Origin of the sequence: Streptomyces sp. NPDC002838 (assembly GCF_040295365.1) — a bacterium.
Lineage (GTDB): Bacteria > Actinomycetota > Actinomycetes > Streptomycetales > Streptomycetaceae > Streptomyces.
Genome location: NZ_JBEOVF010000033.1, coordinates 84,416 through 101,882 on the forward strand (window position 1 = coordinate 84,416; position 17,467 = coordinate 101,882).

The 17,467-nt window shown below is 70.7% G+C and carries 22 protein-coding genes and 1 pseudogene; 19 read left to right on the forward strand and 4 right to left on the reverse strand.

Annotated elements, in window-relative coordinates:
• Positions 1 to 21: 21 nt before the first annotated feature.
• The 4 genes from ABT063_RS33790 to ABT063_RS33805 form a co-directional block, all read right to left on the reverse strand.
• A complete protein-coding gene (locus tag ABT063_RS33790) occupies positions 22 to 1,398 on the reverse strand; it encodes an SCO6881 family protein (protein ID WP_351063727.1) in 1,377 nt (458 codons plus the stop codon).
• Between the two features lie 15 nt (positions 1,399 to 1,413).
• Positions 1,414 to 2,103, reverse strand: a complete 690-nt coding sequence (locus ABT063_RS33795; RefSeq protein ID WP_351063729.1) for a hypothetical protein — start codon at positions 2,101 to 2,103, stop codon at positions 1,414 to 1,416.
• Entirely contained in the window at positions 2,103 to 2,414 is a 312-nt protein-coding gene (locus ABT063_RS33800) for a DUF6112 family protein (RefSeq protein WP_351063731.1), read from the reverse strand. The genes ABT063_RS33795 and ABT063_RS33800 overlap by 1 nt, the downstream gene beginning before the upstream one ends.
• A 92-nt stretch (positions 2,415 to 2,506) precedes the next feature.
• Positions 2,507 to 3,622 carry a C40 family peptidase gene (locus ABT063_RS33805; RefSeq protein WP_351063733.1) on the reverse strand — a complete coding sequence of 372 codons (1,116 nt, stop codon included), beginning with the start codon at positions 3,620 to 3,622 and terminating at the stop codon, positions 2,507 to 2,509.
• 516 nt (positions 3,623 to 4,138) lie between these two features.
• On the opposite strand from ABT063_RS33805, the gene ABT063_RS33810 reads away from it, so the two are divergent.
• The 19 genes and pseudogenes from ABT063_RS33810 to ABT063_RS33900 all read left to right on the forward strand — a co-directional run.
• Positions 4,139 to 4,894 carry a DNA-methyltransferase gene (locus tag ABT063_RS33810; RefSeq protein ID WP_351063734.1) on the forward strand — a complete coding sequence of 252 codons (756 nt, stop codon included), beginning with the start codon at positions 4,139 to 4,141 and terminating at the stop codon, positions 4,892 to 4,894.
• Between the two features lie 241 nt (positions 4,895 to 5,135).
• Positions 5,136 to 5,693: a DUF4913 domain-containing protein gene (locus ABT063_RS33815; protein ID WP_351063736.1), complete on the forward strand. Its 558-nt coding sequence runs from the start codon at positions 5,136 to 5,138 to the stop codon at positions 5,691 to 5,693.
• Positions 5,690 to 6,172 (forward strand): hypothetical protein, encoded by a 483-nt coding sequence (locus tag ABT063_RS33820; protein WP_351063738.1) that lies wholly within the window; start codon positions 5,690 to 5,692, stop codon positions 6,170 to 6,172. Before ABT063_RS33815 ends, ABT063_RS33820 begins: the two co-directional genes overlap by 4 nt.
• An 18-nt stretch (positions 6,173 to 6,190) precedes the next feature.
• Positions 6,191 to 6,889 carry a hypothetical protein gene (locus ABT063_RS33825; protein WP_351063740.1) on the forward strand — a complete coding sequence of 233 codons (699 nt, stop codon included), beginning with the start codon at positions 6,191 to 6,193 and terminating at the stop codon, positions 6,887 to 6,889.
• Positions 6,890 to 6,915: 26 nt separating this feature from the next.
• Entirely contained in the window at positions 6,916 to 7,638 is a 723-nt protein-coding gene (locus tag ABT063_RS33830) for a hypothetical protein (RefSeq protein ID WP_351063742.1), read from the forward strand.
• Between the two features lie 150 nt (positions 7,639 to 7,788).
• Positions 7,789 to 8,133: an SH3 domain-containing protein gene (locus tag ABT063_RS33835; protein WP_351063744.1), complete on the forward strand. Its 345-nt coding sequence runs from the start codon at positions 7,789 to 7,791 to the stop codon at positions 8,131 to 8,133.
• Positions 8,134 to 8,239: 106 nt separating this feature from the next.
• Entirely contained in the window at positions 8,240 to 8,701 is a 462-nt protein-coding gene (locus ABT063_RS33840; RefSeq protein WP_351063745.1) for a hypothetical protein, read from the forward strand.
• Positions 8,698 to 9,147, forward strand: a complete 450-nt coding sequence (locus tag ABT063_RS33845; protein WP_351063746.1) for a hypothetical protein — start codon at positions 8,698 to 8,700, stop codon at positions 9,145 to 9,147. The genes ABT063_RS33840 and ABT063_RS33845 overlap by 4 nt, the downstream gene beginning before the upstream one ends.
• A gap of 13 nt (positions 9,148 to 9,160) precedes the next feature.
• On the forward strand, positions 9,161 to 9,574 hold the full coding sequence (locus ABT063_RS33850; protein WP_351063748.1) for a hypothetical protein: 414 nt from the start codon (positions 9,161 to 9,163) through the stop codon (positions 9,572 to 9,574).
• Between the two features lie 44 nt (positions 9,575 to 9,618).
• Positions 9,619 to 10,479, forward strand: a complete 861-nt coding sequence (locus ABT063_RS33855; protein ID WP_351063750.1) for a winged helix-turn-helix transcriptional regulator — start codon at positions 9,619 to 9,621, stop codon at positions 10,477 to 10,479.
• Positions 10,476 to 10,961 carry a regulator gene (locus ABT063_RS33860; RefSeq protein ID WP_351063752.1) on the forward strand — a complete coding sequence of 162 codons (486 nt, stop codon included), beginning with the start codon at positions 10,476 to 10,478 and terminating at the stop codon, positions 10,959 to 10,961. The genes ABT063_RS33855 and ABT063_RS33860 overlap by 4 nt, the downstream gene beginning before the upstream one ends.
• On the forward strand, positions 10,958 to 12,175 hold the full coding sequence (locus ABT063_RS33865; RefSeq protein WP_502990930.1) for an MFS transporter: 1,218 nt from the start codon (positions 10,958 to 10,960) through the stop codon (positions 12,173 to 12,175). The genes ABT063_RS33860 and ABT063_RS33865 overlap by 4 nt, the downstream gene beginning before the upstream one ends.
• 32 nt (positions 12,176 to 12,207) lie before the next feature.
• Complete coding sequence (locus ABT063_RS33870) at positions 12,208 to 12,531, forward strand: hypothetical protein (RefSeq protein WP_351063754.1); 324 nt, start codon at positions 12,208 to 12,210, stop codon at positions 12,529 to 12,531.
• Between the two features lie 94 nt (positions 12,532 to 12,625).
• Complete coding sequence (locus tag ABT063_RS33875) at positions 12,626 to 13,849, forward strand: ATP-grasp domain-containing protein (protein WP_351063794.1); 1,224 nt, start codon at positions 12,626 to 12,628, stop codon at positions 13,847 to 13,849.
• A gap of 14 nt (positions 13,850 to 13,863) precedes the next feature.
• Complete coding sequence (locus tag ABT063_RS33880) at positions 13,864 to 15,003, forward strand: MFS transporter (protein WP_351063796.1); 1,140 nt, start codon at positions 13,864 to 13,866, stop codon at positions 15,001 to 15,003.
• Entirely contained in the window at positions 15,000 to 15,635 is a 636-nt protein-coding gene (locus tag ABT063_RS33885) for an HAD family hydrolase (RefSeq protein WP_351063756.1), read from the forward strand. The genes ABT063_RS33880 and ABT063_RS33885 overlap by 4 nt, the downstream gene beginning before the upstream one ends.
• A gap of 33 nt (positions 15,636 to 15,668) precedes the next feature.
• On the forward strand, positions 15,669 to 16,532 hold the full coding sequence (locus ABT063_RS33890) for an SPDY domain-containing protein (RefSeq protein WP_351063757.1): 864 nt from the start codon (positions 15,669 to 15,671) through the stop codon (positions 16,530 to 16,532).
• Between the two features lie 42 nt (positions 16,533 to 16,574).
• The gene (locus ABT063_RS33895) at positions 16,575 to 17,063 is read left to right on the forward strand and encodes a hypothetical protein (RefSeq protein ID WP_351063759.1); all 489 of its coding nucleotides are present in this window, start codon (positions 16,575 to 16,577) and stop codon (positions 17,061 to 17,063) included.
• Positions 17,064 to 17,123: 60 nt separating this feature from the next.
• Positions 17,124 to 17,467 (forward strand): annotated as a pseudogene (locus ABT063_RS33900) (hypothetical protein); the annotation flags it as partial.

Sequence of the window (17,467 nt, forward strand, 5' to 3'; positions counted from 1 at the left end):
CCCAAGGGATCGGACAGATGCTCAGAGGCCGGCCGGGGGCGGCGGCGACGCTGTGCCGCTGTTCCCGGCGGTCTGTGAGCCGGGGGACGGCGGGGCGCCCTGCGGCGGCGGGGTCGTGGTCGGCGGGGCGGACTGCCATCCGCCGGCCTGACCGGCTGCGGCACCCCCTCCGGAGCCGCCCGGTCCCGGGGCGCCGCCCATCTGGCCGCTGGTGTCGTCGGAGACGCTGGTCGGCGCGGGCTGCACGGCCTTCTCCAGGCCGGACTTGACGGCCTCGCCCGCTGACGAGACACCTGTGCCGCCGTTCTGGGAACCCTCCTGGCCTGCGCCTCCACCACTCGGGCTGGGCGCGATGTCGCCAGGGAATCCGCCGCCACCGGGAATGGTGTCCGGGCCCTGCGGGGCGGCTCCGGCGCCCGCTGCGGCGCCGCCGGTTCCGGCGGCGGCCGCCATCGCGGCGGCCTTCTTCCCGGCGCGCTCGGCATGCTGCTTGGCGAGCTGGGCACCGGCGCCGCCGGCACGGTGCAGGGACTCTCCGTCGGATCCTTCGGCAGCCCAGTGGACGAACTTGAAGGTTGCGTAGGGGCACAACAGGATCAAGACCATGATGACGATGCCGGCCATGACGTCGGCGAGTGCGGCCAGGCCGTCCTTCGACTCGGTCTTGCCCATCGCGGCGATCCCGAGCACGAAGATGATCGTCATCAACAGTTTCGAGACGACGAGGGTGGCGGTGGCCTCGATCCAGCCCTTGCGCCAGCGGCGCGCGGCTTCCCAGCCGCCGCCGGCCCCGGCAAAGACGGCCAGGGTGACCATCACCAGGATGCCCACCTTGCGCACCATCATCACGCACCAGTACAGGACGGCGCCGATCGCGGCGCCGAGGGCGGCGAACACCATCACCAGCCATCCGAGGCCCGAGAGGGCACTGATCTGGCTGACCTTGACGATGCGGCGAACCGCGGTCTCGATCGACAGGTTGGAGGCTTTGAGGAGCCCGGCCGACAGCGCGTCGACCACTTCGATCGCGACGGTGGTCAGCGCGATGGCGGCGAAGGCGAAGATCACGCCGGACGCGGTGCCGGTGAACGCCTGCGTCAGGGCTTGCCCGTCGCGTCGGATCGCGGCGCGAACGAGCTGGGCGCAGAACGTGGCCACGAGGATGACCAGGCCGATGGGGAGGATCGTCTCGTAGTTGTCGCGGAACCACGATGCGTTGAGGTCGACGCGGGTGGTGGCGTCGACCGCCTTGGCGGCGAGGTCGGCCGAGGCTGCGGCGAGTTCGCCGGCACTCTTGGCCATCCAGTCGCCGATGGCCTTGCCGGGGTCGGAGGCGAAATCCACGGCTTCGCCGACCGCACAGACCTTGTCCGCGAGGGGGAGGTCACAGAACCCCATGGGGATTCCTTTCGGTCAGGGCGCGACGCGCGGGGCGATGGCGACGAGGGAGCAGTCGGCCGAGGGACGGCACTGCACGGCGAGGGTGATGGAGCGGTCCTCCGCCCCGTGGCCGCCCTTGGCCCAGGCGATCGTCTGCTGGCCGGTAACGGTGACGGCGTAGATGTACGCCTCGGTGATCGCCGAAGGATCTTCGGCGAGGGCCTGCTTGAAGGCGGCCGGGTAGTGGGCCTCAGAGACTGTGGCGGTGGCGCGCTGCTGCTGGTCGGCCATGCGCGCCCAGAGCGCCGGGGTGGGCATCTGCGCGGAGACCGAGGCCCAGTCGCTGTACTCGCTCTCAGTCGTCATCCACGCCTGCATGCCGGTGAGCTGCTGCTCGTTGCTGGTGTCGCGGGTGTCGTAGGACCAGAGCATCTCGGCGGCGGCCATGGCGAACGCGAGGGGATCCGAGATTCGCGGCGGCCGGGGCACCGACCCTGTGTCGGCCGCCGATTTCTGCGTGCCGTCCGAGGTTGCCGGGCTGGTCGACGAGGGTGCTGCAGGGCTGCTGGACGAGGAACGGTGCTGTTCGCCGCGGCCGGTGAGGTAGGCGGTCGCGCCGGCGACGGCGAGCAGGCAGGCCAGACCGATTGCCACCAGGGCGGCACGACGGTTCGCAGACCAGCCGACGCCGTAGCCCGTCAGGGAGAAAGACGGTTTGCGCATCAGCGGACCTGGGAGCCGAGGGCGGAGAAGAACGCGACTATGCCGTTGGCGGCACCGAGGCCGAGCGCGGCGCCTGCCGCGACGACCGCGCCCTTCTTCCCGTTCGCCTCGGCTTGGTGGCCACCGGTGTGGTGGCCCCACGCCCAGACGCCGAGCGACATGGCAAGCGCGCCGACGACGGCCACGATGCCGAACAAGTTGATCGAGTTGACGACGTTTTTCAGGACGGCCAGGCCAGGCAGGCCACCGCCCTTGGGGGAGATACCCGGGTCGTAGGCGAGCTGGATGAAGCGGTCGGCGAGTGGGGTCATGGGTGTGGCGGGGCTCCTTGCGCGCGGGCCACAGGGCCCGGCAGAGGTGAAGAGAGAGGGAAAGAGCGCGAGAGGCGCGAGCGGGGCCGGCGTCAGAGGACGCGGCGCGCCGCCAGGACGGCCCAGTCCTTGATCGCGGTGATCCGGACGGGCCTGGATGTGCGCGGGGCCTCGATGACGAGGCCCTCGCCGAGGTACATGCCGACGTGCTCGGGGCGGGCGGCGGTGCCGCGGCTGAAGATCAAGTCACCGGGCTGCAGGGCCTTCGGAGAGACGGCCTTGCCCTCATTGACCTGGGTATACGTGGTGCGGGTGAGCGTGATCCCGGCCTTTGCGTACGCCTGCTGCATCAGCGAGCTGCAGTCGCAGCGGCCCATGGGGTCTTCACCGCGGGGGTTGGTGCAGGAGCCGCCCCACTGGTACATCGTGCCGAGTTGCTGCATCGCCCAGACGATCGCCTTGCGCGCCCGAGGGTCGGTGTCCTTCGGAATCTTGTAGCCCTTGGGGATGGCCCCCTCGGGGATTGGCCCGAAGGCCGAACCGTCGCTCGTGGTGCCGCAGTCGGACGTGGAGGGCGGGGTCTCGATGTCCTTGTCGGCGGTGTCCTTGCCGGTGGTGGGGAACGTTGCGGCGATGGCCTTCTGCAGCGCGGTCGCGAGCGGTTCCCACTGGGCGTACGCGTCTGGATAGCCAGACCTCTGCACTTCCTGGGCGGCCTGAGTGACGGTCATCTGCTGCCAGCCGTCGACCTTCAGCAGGTGCTTGTAGAACTGCTCGGAGGCGTAGACAGGGTCGTGGATCTGTTGAGCTGTGCCCCACCCCTGGCTGGGGCGTTGCTGGAACAGACCCAGCGAGTCGCGGTCCCCGGAGCCCAGGTTGCGCAGCCGGGACTCCTGCATCGCGGTGGCGAGCGCGATGATCTGGCCCTTCTTGGGCACGTCGAGGCTGATGCCGGTGGCGACGATGGTCTGGGCGTTGGGGATCTGCTCATCGGGCAGAGTGAGGCCCTCGATGTGGACGTCCTTGCCGGAGGCACCGTCGAGGATCTTGGTGACCTGATCGGCGACGGCGTCGGTGTCCAGGTCGGCCAGGCATTGAAACGTGCTGGTCTGGGCGGCTTCGCTGGAGGAGGCCATCATCATGGCCGCGCCGCCGAGGAGAAATGGGGAGAGGAAGACGACGCCGATACCGGCGGCGAGCGCCTTCAAACGGTGCGGCCCGCTCGCGGGGCGACGTTGTGGGGCAGGTGTGAGTAACGAGGCGTCATGGACGGGTCCTTCGGGGTGCGGTGTCCGGCGTGCCGCGTGCGCGGGGCGTGGTGGAAGGGAGCGCGGCGGCCGGTGGCTGGGCGATAGGGGCGGGCCAGCGTGGGCGAGTTGCCGCTCGCTGAATGGGCCGGGCCGTGAGCTAGGTGTGCCGGGGCAGGGGGGAACCTCTGCGAGGCGTGGAGAGAAATGGGCCAGCGGCGGTGTGCGCCGGGCGGTTCCAAAACATTAGGCCCGGATCGCCGGTTGACCAAAAAGTTGGCGCGAGGGGTCGGATTCCGACCCCTTTTCAGTGCACTTCTTGGTTGACCGGCGATTCGCCTCTACAGTTTTGGGACTCCCCTCGCCTTTCCCCGGCTGTGGCCTTGGGCTTCTGCATGCCCGATTCCTGCCCGCGGGGTTCCTCTCGTGCGAACGGGGTTTCCTCCCGCACTCTCACACCCGAATCGGGGTACCTCTTTGCCTTTTTCCCTGCACCAGGGCGACGCGCTGAGCGTCCTTGCCACTCTGCCGGATGACTGCGTTGACTCGGTCATCACCGACCCGCCGTACAACTCCGGCGGTCGCACCGCGAAGGAGCGCACCTCCCGCAGCGCGAAGCAGAAGTACACCTCCGCCGACGCCGGCCACGGCCTGGCCGACTTCGCCGGCGAGAACATGGACCAGCGCTCCTACGGCTTCTGGCTCACGCAGATCATGACCGAGGCCCACCGGCTGACGAAGGTCGGCGGGACGGCGCTGCTGTTCACCGACTGGCGTCAGCTGCCCGTCACGACGGACGCGATCCAGGCGGCCGGCTGGCTGTGGCGCGGGGTGCTGGCCTGGCACAAGCCGCAGGCCAGGCCGCAGAAGGGCCGGTTCACGCAGAACTGTGAGTTCATCGTCTGGGCGTCCAACGGGCCGATCGACGGCTCCCGTAACCCCGTCTATCTGCCGGGCATGTACTCGGCTTCGCAGCCCTCGGGGGCCAAGCGCCAGCACATCACGCAGAAGCCTGTTGAGGTGATGCGCGAGCTGGTCAAGATCGCCCCGCCGGGCGGTACGGTGCTCGACTTCTGCGCCGGCTCCGGCTCCACGGGCGTCGCCGCGCTGCTAGAAGGCTGCGACTTCATCGGCGTGGAGAAGACGAAGCACTACGCCTCCGTCGCGGCTGACCGGCTCACGGAGGCCGTCCGTCAGACCCTCACCCAGGATGACGTCGTCCTGACCGCCTGAGTCTTCAAAGCCCTTCCCCTGGAATGTATTTGGGGCCCTTCCAGCGGCCGTCGCTGAGGTGCTCCCAGGCGGTCGTCTGCACATCGTCGATGACCCTTCACCCCCTTCTTTCCTCCACGGCTTCAAGGAGGCCCTCTTTTTCATGCCTGAATCCGTAGAACCCCACGAAGCTGGGGAATTGGAGCCGATACGGGTTCCTGACCCTCGCCTTGAAGGAATTGAGGCCAGCGTCCGGAAGCTGATGGAGCAGTCTGCCCAGCAGGCCCAGCAGCTCGACCACCTCGCCTCCGTCCCGGACACCGGCCCTTCGCCGTTCGCGGCGTTCGGCCTGCCGGGGCTCGGCGGACCTTCCCCGGCGGCTCCACCCGAGCCGCACCCGATTCTGGAGCTGGAGGGTGAGGAGTACGAGGACGAACTCGATGCTTTGAGCGACTGGGTCGATGACTTCCTCCTGCCGGTCTACGGAGCCGAGGTCACCACGGCGGCGCCCTGGTGCCTGCAGTGGCAGGCGCACGACGATGTGGTGGCCTGGCTCCACGCGCTCTGGCTCGCCTACCAGCAGCACAAAGACCCCGAAGCCGGTCTGAGCGGGCTGTTCGTCTGGCATCGGGATTTCCTCACCCACGCCATCGCGGCGATCCGGGCGCCCGGCGGTCCGCTGTCGGCGTGCATGACCTCCCCCGAACGGCCCGCGCACCGGCTCCTGCCCGGTCCGCCTCCCTCGGCCCGCGCGGAGAAGGCGAACACGACGGAGACCGACCCGCCCGGCTCCGGTGAACCGGGCCGGCCGACGTCATGAGCGCCGGGCAGCCGGCCTTCGGCCTCAGCTTCGACCCCCGTGCCCTGACCGACCTCCTCCAGGCCACCAGCGACATCCGCGACCTGGCACTCGCCCAGCTCCAGGACGTGGTGAACGCCGAGCAGTTCGGCACCAAGCTGACCGGTGATCTGTCCGGCTACCGCAAGTTGGTCGTGGACGCACGCAAGGAATGGCGCGTCGTCTACGCCCTGCGTCCGGCGCCGCCGATGTCCGCGCACCGCAACGAGATCCACGTCGTCGCCGTACGGCCGCGAGCAGGCAACGACGTCTACGACACCGTCGGCCAGCGCCTGGGGATGGCTCGCCGGCCGGTAAGTGCCCGGACCCACGCCGCCCGTTCCCGCTCGCCGCAGCTCACGGCTCGTGGGCCTGTGCCGAAGCCGGGGCCGCTGCCCTCCGTGATGCCCGGCCTGCCCCGCCCGGCCCATGGCCCCTCATCGCAGCACCATGCCCGCTGACCCAAGGAGCACTCGCCGATGCCCCCTGATCCCGCCCCGGGAACAGCCCGGCGTGCCATCTCCCCACTCGACCACCGCGTCGAAGCCGCGACTGGCCAGGACGTCGACGTCCTCTGGGCCCGCCGCGACCGCGGTGCCCTCGACGAGGGGCACGCCCGCTTGGTGGACCTGCACCGCGAGCTGGCCAAGGCCGAGATCAGCGTGACCTTCTACCGGACACTCCTCCACCGGCTCAGCAGCGGTGAGTTCCCCGTCGACTCCGCCCTGTTCGCGCGGATCCATCGCACGGTGGACCAGCTGGAGGAGGCCGCTGAGGAACGCGACGATGCCGCGGCGTGCGTGATCGCCGTCCTGGAGCCGATCGAGGCCGCCGCCCGCAGTACACAGCCGGGCGGCCGGGAGGCGCTTTCGGTAGCCGACCAGGCGGCGCTGCTGGCCATCGCCGGCGGCGCCAAGTTCCACGAACACCTCGTGACGGGGCGTAGGTCCGTGGCCACTGCCTCCGGCACCCGGATCCCGTACGCCCACCTGCAGCGGCTCGAATCGGCCGGGCTGGTCTTCCGGGATGCCAGCCATCCCGTGCATGCCGGGCAGCCGGTCGCGTTGACCGACGCGGGCCGCGCCGCTCTCGCCGGCAGCCGCCGCCCGAGCACGACTGCAGGCCCGGCCCGTGCCCGGCCCGGGGCCTGGCCAGGCACCGCCGGGCACCGCCGCTGACCCCCGCCCACCGACCGAGAGACCCTATGCCCCCGCCCGAACTGGACTTTCGGCTGGACGACTTCGAGTCCGCCGACGAGCGGACCGTGGACGCGTTCTGGCACGCGATCGGGATCGAGCAGGACATGCTCACCGCGCTCGCCGAGCACCACACCCCCGACGGGTCGCAGAGCTTCTACGTCCTGCACAACGGCGCCGCCACCTGGGGAATCCCAGGTGAACCTCAGCTCGTCGCCCTGCACCTGCAGCGGGACTTGGCCGGACGGACCTTCCGTTTCGAGCATGCCGAACTGCCCTTGCCCGCGATAGCGCAGTCCTGGCTCATTCACCGCGGCTGCCCGCCAGGTGCTATCGGCCTGCTGCCCGGCATGGGAACTGCGCCGGCAGATGAGACGACCCGCGCGCTGGAGCAGCGACTCATGGGCGACGGGGACCACTTCGCCCTCCTGCACAGCTACACCCGGGACGACCCTGACGACATGACCACCGTCGTGGTCCTGCGTGCCCTCGACGAGCGCAGCCCGGTGCCGTTCCGCGTGCTCCACGAGGAAGTGGACACCGACACGTGGACGCACACCCTGCGTGAGGGGGGCTTCGCCACGATCGGCGCGGCCCTGCATTGGTGTGACGACCGCCTGGGCGGCGAAGCCGCTCCTCTGCCGCCGGTCAGGCTCACGGCCCGGTCCACCCGGCCTTCCGGCACGGTGCCGACAGCTCCTGTGCGGCGTCCGCCAGGCCGCAGCCGCTGACCCTCAAATCCGCTCAGTCGGCCGGAACATAGCCGACGATCGCCGGTTAGCCAAACCGGCGAATCCGCGGACTCTTATACAGCCGCTGGGGCGCAAGCCCGGTCCGCATCTCTCGGCATTCCCATTTCCCCGTACGGAGGTTATTTCCGCATGCGCTCCACCCGAATAGCGATATCCGCCGCGATGCTCGGAGCACTCGCTCTGCCGTGGCTGTCCGCCCCAACCGCCAGTGCGGCCACCGTCTCCATCGTGGCAACAGCCAGCAGCTGCTACAACCTCCCGCCGCTCCCGTACACGGTCCACACGAAGGCCGTGACCATCCGCTCCAAGGCGTCCGCGAAGTCCACCAGCCTCGGCATCCTCTACCGCGGTCACAAGTTCACCGTCCACAAGACCAGCGGGAACTGGCACTACATCACGGACAAGACCACCGGTGTGAAGGGCTGGGTTTCCGGCACCTACGTCTACCGCGATGTCCGTATGTGCCTCGACTAAGAAATCCTTCAACTCCACCCCGCAATAGCCGAGTTGATCCGTCTCCTTTCGCTGCCCTTCTCCGCAGAAGACCAGCATTTCCCGTGCCTTTGGAAAGGAGTTCTCTGTGTCCGACGGCATAGAGGATGTCGTGGGCGTGCTCACCGAACAGATCGAGCGCCGCTTCGAGATGAGTATGGACGAACTGACCGCCGCGGTCGCTGCGGCGCCGGACGCGAACCCCGAAGCCACCGACGTTGTGAAGTGGCACGGGCTCCTCACCGAGTCCCAGGCGGCGCTCCAGCGCGCAGAGGACGACCTCCTCGCCGCGCTTCAGACGCAGCCCAGCGAGGTCGACGACCCGACGATGACCCTTGCCCACCGCGTCACCGCGGCCGTGACCACGCGTGACGGACGGGCGATGGTCGTGCGCTGGCTCCTGGACCCCAGCGCTCCCGGCAAGAAGGACCTCGCCGCCGAGCGTCTGGCCCGCCTGGGCCGCGGGGCTCCCCGAGGCCCGGCCGTGCACACCAGTGCGCCGGCCCGACCTGCGACGGCGCCCACAACAGGCCGAGGAGTCCTGCGGTGAGCGTCCGCGACAAGCCCTGCACGCAGGACGCCCGGCTCCGGGAGGTCTTCGGCGCCCCGGTCGTCAAGCTGTACGAGACGGCAGCCACCCCGGACGCCTCCGCCGCGCTGACCCGGGCGCTCGAACTGCGCTCGTTCCTGGCCCTGGCCGAGGAACAGGTCGCCCGGATCCGCGACCGCGTGCACGAGGCGATGGCGCCCGAGCGCGACATGGACGAACTGTCCGCCGACGACCTTCGGTTCGACGCGCAGTGGCTGAAGGCGGCGCTGGATGCCCGCGACGGCTACCGCGCAGCCCTCGGCGACCTGCTGCGCAGCATGCCTCCGCCCGGCCAGCAGACCCGGCCTGCCCGCACGACCCAGCAGACGCTCACGACCACCCTGCCCCCTGCCACCGCTGCCCCGGCACTCCAGCGTGCCGGGGCGGCCCAGCCCCGCCGACCGTGAAAGCCCTCGCCGATTGCCCCAGCCCACGTCCGCTGAGATCGCCGCACGGATCGAGGAGTTGTACGGCGCTGCTCTGACCGACCTCCAAGCACACGCCCAGGACCAGCCGCCCGGCATGCTCGCCGCCCTCCTCGGCAGCCACGACCAGCTCGCCCTCGCCGAGCAGAGCATCACCGTGTACCGCGAACGGCTTGAGCAGTTCGTCCATCCCGAGCGGCAGATCGGCACCCACGAGGTGTCGCACATCCTCGACTGCGCCCGCCGCCTCGCAGAGGCCGTCGCCGTCCGCGACACCCAAGCCGTCACCACCCAAGCGGTCTTGCAGAGCCTCGGCCGCACCCCCTCGCCGCAGCCGCCCACCACCGGTGCGCCTGCTGCCGTTTCCGCTCCGCCAGTACCGACCGTGAGCGCCGCCCCGAGCCGCTGATCCGAACGGGCCCCGGCCTTTTTCGCACCCAGGAGTTCCCCCTTTTGGCCACCACCGGTCTGCCACCCGCCGCCGATGCCGACATCGCCCGGGTCACCGAAGCCCTCCACATGATCACCCCGCGCTGGAACGTGCGGATCCTGCTGGCTTTGAACGAGCCGCCGCAGCGCTACACGCAGATCGCGGCCAAGCTGCCGTATCTCCACAGCGGCCAGCTGCACCCCAAGATCCGCTCGCTCTGCGACGCTGGCCTCGCCCAGCGCAGTGAGTACTCCGCCCGCCATGTCACCTACGGCCTCACCCAGCGCGGCCGACAGCTTCTGGCGGTGCTCCCGGTGATGGCCGCCTGGGCCGAGGAGCACTTGGAGCAGCCGGAGCAGCCGCTGTCCGCGATCGAGCAGGTCGAGGACTGCCTCACCCTCCTCACCCGTCGGCAAGCCCCGGCGATCCTGTGGGTGCTGAAAGCGCGCCAGGAGGCGAGCGCCCGGGCCCTGGCGCGCATCGTCATACCCGACAGCTACTGGACCAACATCTACCCGCCGCTGCGCCAGCTCATTGACGACGGCCTGGTGGCGACTGCGGGCTTGGGACAGCCCTACCGCCTCTCGCCGTCCGGCGACGGACTCGGTCACGTCTTCGGGGCGCTGTCCATGTGGGCCGCCGGACGCCCGGTGGACCACGCCGCGAGGCACCCGCTCTGGGGCCGGCTGGACCCGAGCGCGAATACCGCCCCCCGTACCTGGGTCAGCCACCCCTCCCGGCTTCCGGCCCCCTCCGCCCGGCCGACCCCTGCTGGGCAGACCCAGCCCGCCCGCCGCCCTGCCTGGCACAACGGCGACCTTTTCTCCCACGCCACCCCAGTCCGCTCGAAGGCCGCCCTGCCGACGGGAGGAGCCCGCCGATGATCCCCGCCCTCTCCCCTCAGCAGCTGAAGCACGCGTGCACGGCGCTGTCGTCCGCCGCCCTGATCCGCCTGGTCAGCGAGATCGACGACCACGGGGCCATCCCGCCCCGCGCGCTGACCCGCACCCTCACCGACCTCACCACCCACCAGATCCGGCAGGCCACCGAGCAGGCAGACGTACTCGGACTCCTCGACCGCTCCCACTCCGGCCTCGGACTCACCGCAGCCGGAGGGGACCTCGCCGACGTCTACGACGCGACCGCCCGCTGGGCCCGACGGCACAACCACCCAGCGCCGATCTGCGACTTCGCCGGGCGGATCCGCCACACCTTCGCCCTGCTGGCCGAGCCGGCCGCGGCGGATCCTCGCCCCACCGGCGGCGAGGCCACCGCCGAACTCGCCCGCGTCCACCAGCTGCTGGCTGAGTGGATTCACACGCACCAGTCCCAGCAGATCCGCAGCACCTACGGCGTCGCCGCGTGACGCCGGACGCGGTGGCGCGTCCCACCGCGGGCCTGGTGCGCAGGATCTATCTGCCGCGCGGGGCGGATGCCGCCGCATTCGCGATGACCACCTACGGCATCCCCCTGCTCGTCCTGGCCACCACCGGATCGGCGACCCTGACCGGGCTCGCCTTCGCGCTGGAGTGGATCCCGCGCATCGGCGCGTTCACCGTGGCCGGGACCGTCGTCGACCGCTACGGCACGGCCCGCATCTTCCGCGCAGCCTGTCTGGCACGAGCCTTCGTCGTGCTCGCCGCCGCCGTCGTTCTCACGGCCCTCGATGCCCGGACACCAGCCGCGACAGTCACGGTGATGCTGCTCGCCGCGTCCACCGGCGTGCTCACCGAGTTCAGTTTTGTGGCGACTGAAACCGCCGGCAGTGAGGCAAGCCGGAAGGCTGGCCCCCGGGCGCACCGGGTGCAGTCCGTCCTGCTGGGGATCGACCAGACCGCCACTCTGGCCGGGCCTGCGCTCTCCGGCCTGCTTCTGGAGCACGCCGGTCCAGCCGTCATGCTCGGAACACTCGCGAGCCTCTCCCTCCTCGCCGCCGCACTCGGCCCCCACGTGCGCACCGCACCGCTCGGCGTGGCTCCTGTCAAGCGGGGACTGCGGACGGGCTGGGCGACGCTTCGCTCGTTGCCCGCCCTCGCCTGGCTGGTCGGCGGCCTCATCGTCTCCAACGCAGCCATGGCCCTCCTGCAGGCCGCCGTCCCGGTCGTCGTCGTCACCGAGCTGGACCACTCCAGCGCGGATGCCGGACTCATCTGGTCCGCCGCAGCCGTCGCCTCCCTGCTCGCCATCACCGCATCCCGCAGCGCGATTGACCGCTGGGGCCTGTGGCCGGTCGGCGCCGTGGCTGCCGCCGTCGCGGCCACAGCGACGTTCGCCGTCGCCCAGGCCGACACCTACCGCGGCTACCTCCTGCTGATCGCTGTCGTGATGGCCGGCGAAGGGAGCCTCACGGTCGTCTTCCGTACCCTGCGCTCCCACTTGATCCCGCCCGACGTCTTCGGCAGCACCCTCGCCGTGACGGTTCTGCTGCTCCTGCTGCCCTTCCCCGCCGCCGGCCTGCTCGTCGCAGCCGTGCCAGCCGCCCAGCTCGGGCACGCCATCACCGTCGCCGCCGTCCTGCAGGCCCTCGGCTTCGCGATCGTCTTCACCCGCCTGCGCACCCTGCCCACATCCCTGGCCTGACCCTCCCGGTACGAAAGGAGCCTTCGCCGCTCATGTCCACCATCACGCAAGCCGGACTGCCCGGCCTCGACCTTCCGCACCAGGACGTGCGGTCCCCGATCACCGAGCAGTTCCACGCCTTCGATGCCGGCCACCCCTGGGTGTACCGGGCCCTGGAGCAGCTCGTCGTCCAGCGCCTCGCCGCCGGCGTGACACGGGTCGACATGAAGGCGCTGTTCGAGGCCCTGCGCTACCGCCACCCGCACGGCGTGAAGGGCCTCAACAACAACTACACCGCGCTCTACGCGAGAAGGCTGCTCGCCGATCACCCGGAGTGGGCCTCCGCGATCGCGGTCCGCCGTCGGCGCAGCCCGTGACCATCGGCCCGCCAAACCCCTCCCTTCACCTGATTCTTCGAGGAGCACCTTCTTGTCCGATCGTCCTGTCGTTCTGGTCGTGGCTGCGGCCGACATGGAAGCCGAGGCGTATCGCGGCTACTGCCTTGCCTCCGTGGCCGCCGCGTACGACGTCGTTCTGATCACCAGTGAGGAACCCTCGTGGGAGGTGCCGTTCATCCAGGACTGCGTGGTCGTGCCCGATCCCACCGACCAGGCTGCGCTGTCCGCCGCCGGCCGGGCCCTCGCCGACCGCTACGAGCTGGCCGGCCTGTTCACCTGGACCGAGTGGTACCTCGTCCCGGTCGCCCGCCTCGCACGCCAGCTGGGCCTTCCCACCACGGCGCCCGAAGTGATGCAGGCATGCCGCAACAAGGCCACCGCAAGGAGCCTGTTCGCCCGCCACGGTGTCCCATCGGCCGTATCGCTGAGCGTCCGCACCGGGCAAGAGGCCCAGGCCGCCGTGGAGAGGATCGGCTACCCGGTCGTCCTCAAGCCCGCCGCGCACGCGGCCAGCATCGGCGTGATCCGCGTCGACAACCACGACCAGCTCACGGCCGCGTACGACTTCGCGGCACGCGCTGCCGCTCTGGGGGCGGAGAACACGAGCGTGCTGGTCGAGGAGTACCTCGACGGACCCGAGGTCTCGGTCGAATGCGTCACTTACCAGGGCCACACCACAGTCGTCGCCATCACTCGCAAGACCGTCAGCGCACCGCCCTTCTTTGAGGAACTGTCGCACTCCGTAGACGCGTCCGACCCGCTCCTCGACGTGGTCGCCCCGGCGGCGCGGGCCGCGATCGGCGCGCTCGGGATAACCGACGGCGTCAGCCACGTCGAGATGCGGCTCGTCGACGGCCGGCCGCGACTCGTCGAGGTCAACGGCCGCATCGCCGGCGACATGATCGGCCATCTCGTCCGCCTCGCCACCGGCATCCACCTGCCCCGTGTGGCTGCCGACATCGCCTGCGACCGCGCCCCCGACCTCACCCCCACTCAGCGCTCGGCTGCCGCGATCCACCTGATCTACCCCGAGACCTCCGGCACCCTCACCGCCCTCTGCTTCGACGGTCCCCGGCCGCCGTGGCTGGACCGGATCTCCTTCCAGCGCAGCGTCGGCGACCGGCTGTTGCTCCCGCCCGAGGGAGACATGTTCTCCGCCCGGATCGGCTTCCTGATCACCACCGGCGCCTCCGCTGAAGACGCCCGGCACTGCGGCCAGGAGGCGCTCCGCGCCCTCACCCTCGAGGTGGCGCCCCACCAGGCCGGCCAGGACAGCGGTAGGGATCTCCTCGCTTGAAGACGGCACCCCTCATGGCCCGCCGTAGCCGTGGGCTGCTGACCGGCTACTTCCTCGGCCTCGGCGCGGTGATGGCCGTCTGGGGCACCCGGATGCCGGCCGTTCAGCAGGCCGCCCACCTGAGCACCGCACACCTGGCCCTGGTGCTGCTGGCCGCCGCGCTCGGCATGGTCGCAGGACTGCAGACCGCAGGCCGTCTCGCCCGGCCGACGCGCCTTCCTGCCCTGCTCACCTCCGGCGCCGCCGGCCTTGCTGGATGCCTCGCCCTCCTGGGCCAGTGCGACAGCCTGCCGTCCCTGCTCACGGCCGCCCTTGCCTTCGGTGTCGCGCACGGTGTGCTGGATGTTGCCGCCAACTCGGCGGCGGTGCGCTGCCAGAACGCCTACGGCAGACCCATCATGTCCGGACTGCACGCCGCCTACTCCATCGGCGCCCTCGCGGGAGCCGCTCTGGCCGCCGTCACCGCCCACACCGCCCACAGCACCCTCTTCCTCGCCACCGGCCTGGTACTCACCGGGGCCGCGCTCATTGCCGCACCGGCAACCCGCTCCCTGAACGGCACCGATCAACCGCCTGCACCCGCCAACCTCGGCCAGGGTGAGGCCCGGCCGGCACTCTCGTCCAGGCAGCTGTGGCTGCTGGGCGCGCTGGCTGCCTCGAGCCTGCTGGGGGAGGGAGCGGCAGCCGACTGGGCCGCCGTCCACCTGCACAGTCTGGATGCCTCGACGGCCGTGAGTGCAGCCGCGTTCGCCCTCTACAGCGGGGCCATGACGACCGGACGGTTGGCCGGCGACCGGCTCACCACAGCCTTCGGCGCCCCCGGTGTCGTACGGGTCGGCGCGATCCTCGCCGCGGCCGGGCTTACCACCGGCGTCGTCACCTCCAGCACCCCGTTGGCTCTGGCCGGCTGGGCGGTCTTCGGGCTCGGTCTGTCCATCACCGTTCCCTGCCTGATCAGCGCCGCCGGAGTCGGCGGCCCAAGGGCCGTGGCCACGGTCGCCGTCACCGGCTACCTGGGCCTGCTCGCCGGCCCCGCCCTCATCGGCGCCCTGGCCACCGTCACCACCCTGTCCACCGCGCTGCTGCTGCCCGCCTTGCTCGCAGCCGCCGTCGCCGCCCTGTCCCATCGTGCCTTGGAGAACACCTCCCCTTGACCCTCACCACCACGACCACCGCCCTCGACGCTGTGATCCTCGACTACAACGGCGTCATCGGCCACCAGCCCGGCGCTGACCAGTGGCGTCACCTCGCCCGCCTGGCCGCCTGGCCCGACGACGACGTCGTTTCGTTCCAGAACGCGTTCTGGAGAGCTCGCGAGGCATACGACGCCGGTCAGCTGAGCGATCTCGCGTACTGGGCCCGTGTACTCGGCTACCACCCCGGCCCGCGCATGCTGCGCGAACTGCGCGCCGCCGACACCGCGATGTGGACGCACACCGACGACCGTGTCCTCGCCGTCTTGCAGAGCGCCCATCGGCGCGGGCTGCCCATGGTGCTGCTGTCCAACGCCCCTCACCCTCTCAGCGACGTCCTCGACACCCACGACTGGTGCCGACGGCTGATGACCCAGGCGCTGTACTCAGCCCGGCTTCAGGTGTGCAAGCCGGACCCGGCTGCTTACCGGCAGGCCCTGGACGCCACCGGCGCCGTCGACCCGCAGCGCGTGCTGTTCATCGATGACCGGGCGGACAACTGCCGCGCCGCCGCCCGCCTCGGGCTGCGCATGCTGCACTACACCGGCCAGCCCGCCGACCTGGAAGCAGCACTGCTGCCCAGCACCGGCTGAGCCGCTCTCCAACGCCTATCTCTCAGGACCCGCGTGTCACCCCACGACGACCTTCGCACCATCGACGGGGACGTCTACGTCTCCCCGCGCTACCTTGCCGCCGCCACCGCGATCGGCGACCCCGGCCTCGCGCCCCTTCTCGACCTCGGCTGGGAACTGGAGCACGACGACCTCGGCAACGTCTACATCCAGGCACCCGACCGCAAGGTCCGCCTCGGCTATCTCCCCGAAGGGGAGGACGACGGCCTGTGGCGCATCAACGCCTATAAGGATCCCTTCGGCCCGCCGACTTGGGGAGCCTGCTTCAACGACAGATGCCCGACCGAGTTCGTCGCCGCGTTCACCACCGCGCTCGCCGAGGCGTACGAACAGGGCCCGAACGCCTACCTCGCGGTGCCGGACCCGGGCAGCGCGGACCGCGATCCGTTCCTCGCGGTCGTACCGCTCATCACCCGCGGCTGGCAGATCGAACACCCCCGCTGGGGCGTGTTCGCGATCCAGTCGGCCGACGGCCTCGCCGGGCTGGAGTTCACCACCGGCCGCCTCGACCCCGAAGCGGAGCTGACCACCCGCGACGCCCGCTGGCAGCTGTGGGCCGGCACCTCGATCGACCGCCCCGCCTGGTACGCCACCGCCAGCACCGACACCCCCGTGGCCCTGATCAAGGCCGTCACGGAATGCGTCTCCGATCCCGCGCCGCTGCCTCGCTGGCGGGAGGAAACGTACAGCTACGTCCAGGGCATGGCCCAGCTCACCCCGGTCATCCCGCCACGCCCACCGGCCCCGACTCCGCTCGACGTGCAGCGCGCCACGCGCCGCCCGGCCGCGCTCCCAGCGTCCAGCGTCCCGCGCTGGAGCACCTCCAGCCGACCGGCACTGCCCGGCGCACGCCGTTGACCACCCGTCACCCGCCGTCCCACTGGAGGCACCCGTTTGGCCATGTACGCACGCGAATTCTTCATGGAGCACCTGAAGCTCCCGTTCGCCGAGGCCGCCGTCGTCGGCACCACCTACTTCGCTACACCCGTTTCCGGTGCCCCGCTACGACTGCGGATCGACTTCTCCCGTTCCATCCGTGAGCACGAATACGACGGCTTGCGCCTCGCCACCATTCACCGGGACGGAGGCGAACTCGACGCCGTGGCACTGCGGTTCGAGGAGCACAAGACCTTCGACCACCGCGATGCGGCTCAGGGCCGTACCCCTCGGGAGTCGGGGTACGGCAGGTTTCAGGAGTTCCGCGACCGACCCGACTGGGTCCCGTGGGAAGGCGCCCATACCGACGGACTGCGTGATGCCGTCGAGCGGTACGCGTCTGTGTGGTTTCCCGGCGCTTGGCAGGAGCCCGCGTCGTCCCGAGCCCTGGGCCGCACTGCCCGGAAAGCCCCGTCCCCGCCGGCCGCCCGCAGCGGTGGCCGCGCCCGCTGAGTCGCCGGCCCTTCGCCACCACGCCCAGCGTCCCGCGCGCCGTCCCGACAGGAACCCCTCGTGTCGTCCGACCCCTTCAAGAACCTCGCCCCCGATCACGCGCTGAGGGTCCTGCCCCGCCACCTGGCTGGTCCCGGGCTGACCGACCTCCGTGCGGCCTGGCCGTTCCCCTTCGACGAGGACTGGTCACTGCACCAGCCCGCGGAAGGCCCGGCCTTCGCCACCAGCCCCTGCCTGCGGCTGTGGACCAGCCTCGTCCCCGAACCCGACAACCCCAGCAAGGGCCAGTGGATCATCGCCGCGAACCGCGAACCGCGAACCGCGAACCGCGAACCGCGAACCGCGAACCGCGAACCGCGAACCGCGAACCGCGAACCGCGAACCGCGAACCGCGAACCGCGTAC